This is a genomic window from Kitasatospora sp. A2-31, assembly GCF_022288725.1.
Classification (GTDB): Bacteria; Actinomycetota; Actinomycetes; order Streptomycetales; family Streptomycetaceae; genus Kitasatospora.
The window spans coordinates 1-4,153 of the sequence record NZ_JAKNTA010000072.1; the positions used below are offsets into that span (position 1 = coordinate 1).

Here is a 4,153-nt window from a genome sequence, read left to right on the forward strand (position 1 = left end):
CCCGCCGCGACCGCCTCGGCGCGGTCCTTGGCCTGCTGGGCCTGGTCGGCGGCGGCCAGGTAGGCGCCCAGCTCGTCGATCGGGCGCTTGCCGAGCAGCTTGTCCCGGCCCTTGCCGACCGCCTCCAGGGTCGCGCTGAGCACGTTCTCCAGGGTGGCGAGCTTCACATCGACGTACTCGTCGACCTCCGGGCTCGGGCTGATCCCCTGCGGCTGGAACTCCTCGCCGTCGGTCTCGCCGTCGTGGTCGGCCTCGAAGACGCTGGAGTCCCCGCGCAGCTTGGTCCGGCCGCGGCCGACCGCACCGAGCGTCTTGGTGAGGACGACCTCGAAGTTGGCCAGCTTGCTGTCCACGTAGTCGTCGGCCTCGGCGCGCTTGGCGTCGACCTCGGCGCGGGCCTCGGCGAGGATCCGGTCGGCCTCGGCCTGGGCCCGGCGGACCACCTCGGTGTCGGAGATCAGCGAACCGCGCTCGGTGTGCGCGCCGTGGATGATCCGCTCGGCCTCGGCCTGGGCGTCGGCCACCACCTGCTCGTGGTCGGCCATCACCGACTGGGCCTGGGCCAGCTCGGCGGGCAGCGCCTCCCTGAGCTCCTGGAGCAGGCCGATCAGCTCGGCCCGGTTCACGACGCAGGAGGCAGACATGGGCATCGAGCGGGCGTTCTCGACGGCCGCGACGATCTCGTCGACCTTGTTCTGCACGTCCACGGGACTCCGTCTTTCCGTGTGCCGCCGACGCTCCGGCGGAGGCAGGCCCGGCGCGGTGGAGCTCACCGCAGGGCAGGACTACAGACTGTACGGCCACTGCGGGCCGAGGTCACAACGACCGGGCCCCGGCGCCCGACCGGGTCCGGGGCAAGTGGTGACGAACCGGCAGAAACGGACCGAACGACGGGTGCCTGCAGGCGGACCGCCTACTGCTGCGCCTTACGCTCCGCGATCCGCTCGACCAGCCGGCGGTGCACCACCTCGGGCAGCAGGTGCGAGACGTCGCCCCCGTACGAGGCGACCTCCTTGACCAGCGTGGAGGACAGGAAGCTGTACGTCGGCGAGGTGGGCACGAAGAGCGTCTCGACACCGGTCAGGCCGTGGTTCATCTGGGCCATCTGCAGCTCGTAGTCGAAGTCGCTGACGGCGCGCAGCCCCTTGACGATCGCCGGGATGCCGCGGTCCCGGCAGAAGTCCACCAGCAGGCCGAGGTGCGACTCGACCACGATGTTCCCGTAGGGCGCCGTGACCTCCTCGATCAGGGCGATCCGCTCGTCGATGGTGAACATGCCCTGCTTGTTCCGGTTGACCGCGACGGCGACGTGCACCACGTCGTACAGCTTCGAGGCGCGCTCGATGATGTCGAGGTGACCGTTGGTGATCGGGTCGAACGAACCGGGGCAGACGGCGCGGCGCATGGCGTGGTGCTCCCTCGTGGGTGACGGGTGCTGCGGGCCTCCTCGGCCCGCTAGGGGTGGTGGCGGGTCTCGGCGGCGGCGCGCCCGTACCAGAGGGTGCCCTCGCCGTAGCGGCGGGAGCGCAGCACCTCGAAACCGTCCGGCCAGCCGAACTCACCGCCGCGGGTGCTGCGCTCCACGGTGACGAGTGCGTCGTCCGCGAGCCAGCCCCCCGCCGACAGTGTGATCAGCATCTCGCGCACCTCGTCGTCGGTGACGACGTACGGCGGGTCGAGGAAGACCAGGTCGTACGGGTCCTCCGGGGCGGGCCCGGCGATCACCTTCTCGGCCCGGGCGGCCTTCACCAGCACCCCGGGGAGGCCGACGATCCGGACGTTCTCCCGGATCACCCGGGCCGCCTGGGCGTCCGCCTCGACCAGCAGGACGTGCTCGGCCCCGCGGGACAGCGCCTCCAGGCCGACCGCGCCCGACCCGCCGAACAGGTCCAGCATCCGGGCCCCGTGCAGGGTGCCGCGCAGCGACTCCAGGGTGGAGAACATCGCCTCGCGGGCCTTGTCGGAGGTCGGGCGGGTGCCCCGGCCGGGCGGTACGGCCAGCCGGCGGCCGCCGGCCGCCCCGGCGATGACGCGGGTCATGGTGGTGGGAGGTCCTTTCGTCGCTGCCCGACCACGCTATCCCGCCCCGGGCGCGGGTGGGCGCCCCCGGCCCCCGACGGCGCACAGCCCCGCCGGACGGGCCGGCGGGGCTGTGCGGGGCTGTACAGGGCTGGGCAGGGCTGGGCGGGGCCGTTGGCTCAGCCCGCGTCCGCCCCCGCGGACTGTGCCGGGATCGCCGCACCGAGGAGCGCCGGGGAGGCGTAGCGGGACCAGGAGAGGCAGCCGTCGGGCGGGCAGAACTCGGGGCGGCGCGGGTCGTGCCCGAGCTCGCGCAGCTTGGTGCGGACGGAGTCGGGCGTGCGGCCGAAGCGGGCGGCGATCCGGGCGATGGTCTCGCCGTCGTGGAACCGCCGGACCAGCTCCTCCTCGTGCTGCGGCACCCAGGGGGCGCCGTGGCCGGGGTAGAGCTCGCGCAGCACGTCGCGGTCGGGGATGGGCTCGGAGACGTCGGCGACGATCGCCAGGGCCCGGAGCGCGCGGTTCAGCGCGATCCGCAGCGAGGCGACGTCCTCGACCGGCAGGCGGAGCTTGCCCGAGGCGAGGGGCGCGGCCGCCTCCCCCTCGCGCCAGCCGGTCAGGGTGAGGGTGACCTCGCGGTCGTCGTCGCTGGCGAGTTCGATCCGGAAGACCTTGTCGCCCAGCGGGAGCTCGTTGAGATGACGGAATGCCATGGCAGGACCCCCAAATGTCGTGCCGGATACGCACCTTGGGGGTGCGTCCCGAACAACTACATTCTCTCCCGGGGGTCTGACATCGCGGCGGCCCGTGCGCCCGCCCTCAGCCCTTCTCCATGTAGGCCGCGCGGTCCGCGTCGAGCAGGCTCTCCAGTGCGGTGCGCAGCTCCGGATGGGCGGTCAGGTCGGGGTCCGCGGCGACCAGCCGGGTGGCCTCGGCGCGCGCGGCCACGATGACCTCCTCGTCCTCCAGCACGGAGAGCACCTTCAGCGAGGACTTCACCCCGGACTGCGCCTGGCCCAGCACGTCGCCCTCGCGGCGCTGTTCGAGGTCGATCCGGGAGAGCTCGAAGCCGTCCAGGGTGGCCGCCACCGCGTCCAGCCGGGCGCGGGCCGCGCTCGCCGCGGGCATGTCGCTGACCAGCAGGCAGAGGCCGGCCGCGCTGCCGCGCCCGACCCGGCCGCGCAGCTGGTGCAGCTGGGAGACGCCGAAGCGGTCGGCATCCATGATCACCATGGCGGTCGAGTTCGGTACGTTCACGCCGACCTCGATCACCGTGGTGGCGACCAGCACGTCGACCTCGCCGGCGGCGAACCGGCGCATCACCTCGTCCTTGGCGTCCGGGGCCAGCCGGCCGTGCAGGATCTCCACCCGCAGCCCGGCCAGCGGGCCCTTCACCAGCATCTCGGCGGTCTCCACGACGGAGAGCGGGGGCCGGCGCTCGTCGCTGTCGGCGCCGGTGTCCGCGACGTCCTCCAGGTCCTCCTCGGCGGCCTTGCGCCGCTTCCTCGGCTCGGTGGGCTCCTCGTCCCCGATGCGGGGGCAGACCACGTACGCCTGGTGGCCCTTGGCCACCTCCTCGCGGACCCGCTCCCAGGCCCGGGCCAGGAAGTTGGGCTTCTCCACGGCCGGGACGACGTGGGTGGAGATCGGCGAGCGGCCGGCCGGCAGCTGGTCCAGCACGGACGTCTCCAAGTCCCCGAAGACGGTCATCGCGACCGTGCGCGGGATCGGGGTGGCCGTCATCACCAGCAGGTGCGGCGGCTGCTCGCCCTTGGCCCGCAGCGCGTCCCGCTGCTCGACGCCGAAGCGGTGCTGCTCGTCCACCACGACCAGGCCGAGGTCCTGGAACTGCACCTTGTCCTCGATCAGCGCATGGGTGCCGATCGCGATGCCGGCGTCGCCGCAGGCCATGTCGAGCAGCGCCTGGCGGCGGGCGGGAACGCCCATCGAGCCGGTCAGCAGCACGACGCGGGTGCCGAGGTCCGAGCCGCCGAGCATGCCGCCCTCGGCGAGGTCGCCCATCATCTCGACGATCGAGCGGTGGTGCTGCTGCGCGAGGACCTCGGTGGGCGCCAGCAGCACGGCCTGGCCGCCCGCGTCGACCACGGCCAGCATGGCCCGCAGCGCGACGAGC

The 4,153-nt window shown here is 73.3% G+C and carries 4 protein-coding genes and 1 pseudogene; all 5 read right to left on the reverse strand.

Going from position 1 to position 4,153, the window contains the following annotated elements; translation table 11 throughout:
* A pseudogene (locus MCM47_RS39440) lies at window positions 1–707 on the reverse strand (cell division initiation protein); the annotation flags it as partial.
* Between the two features lie 206 nt (window positions 708–913).
* Complete coding sequence (coaD, locus tag MCM47_RS39445) at window positions 914–1,405, reverse strand: pantetheine-phosphate adenylyltransferase (protein WP_238951359.1); 492 nt, start codon at window positions 1,403–1,405, stop codon at window positions 914–916.
* Window positions 1,406–1,455: 50 nt separating this feature from the next.
* A complete protein-coding gene (gene rsmD / locus MCM47_RS39450) occupies window positions 1,456–2,040 on the reverse strand; it encodes a 16S rRNA (guanine(966)-N(2))-methyltransferase RsmD (RefSeq protein WP_238951691.1) in 585 nt (194 codons plus the stop codon).
* 158 nt (window positions 2,041–2,198) lie between these two features.
* Window positions 2,199–2,732, reverse strand: a complete 534-nt coding sequence (locus tag MCM47_RS39455; protein ID WP_238951361.1) for a hypothetical protein — start codon at window positions 2,730–2,732, stop codon at window positions 2,199–2,201.
* Between the two features lie 106 nt (window positions 2,733–2,838).
* The coding region (locus MCM47_RS39460; RefSeq protein ID WP_238951690.1) for an ATP-dependent DNA helicase RecG at window positions 2,839–4,153 on the reverse strand (1,315 nt) is incomplete at its 5' end.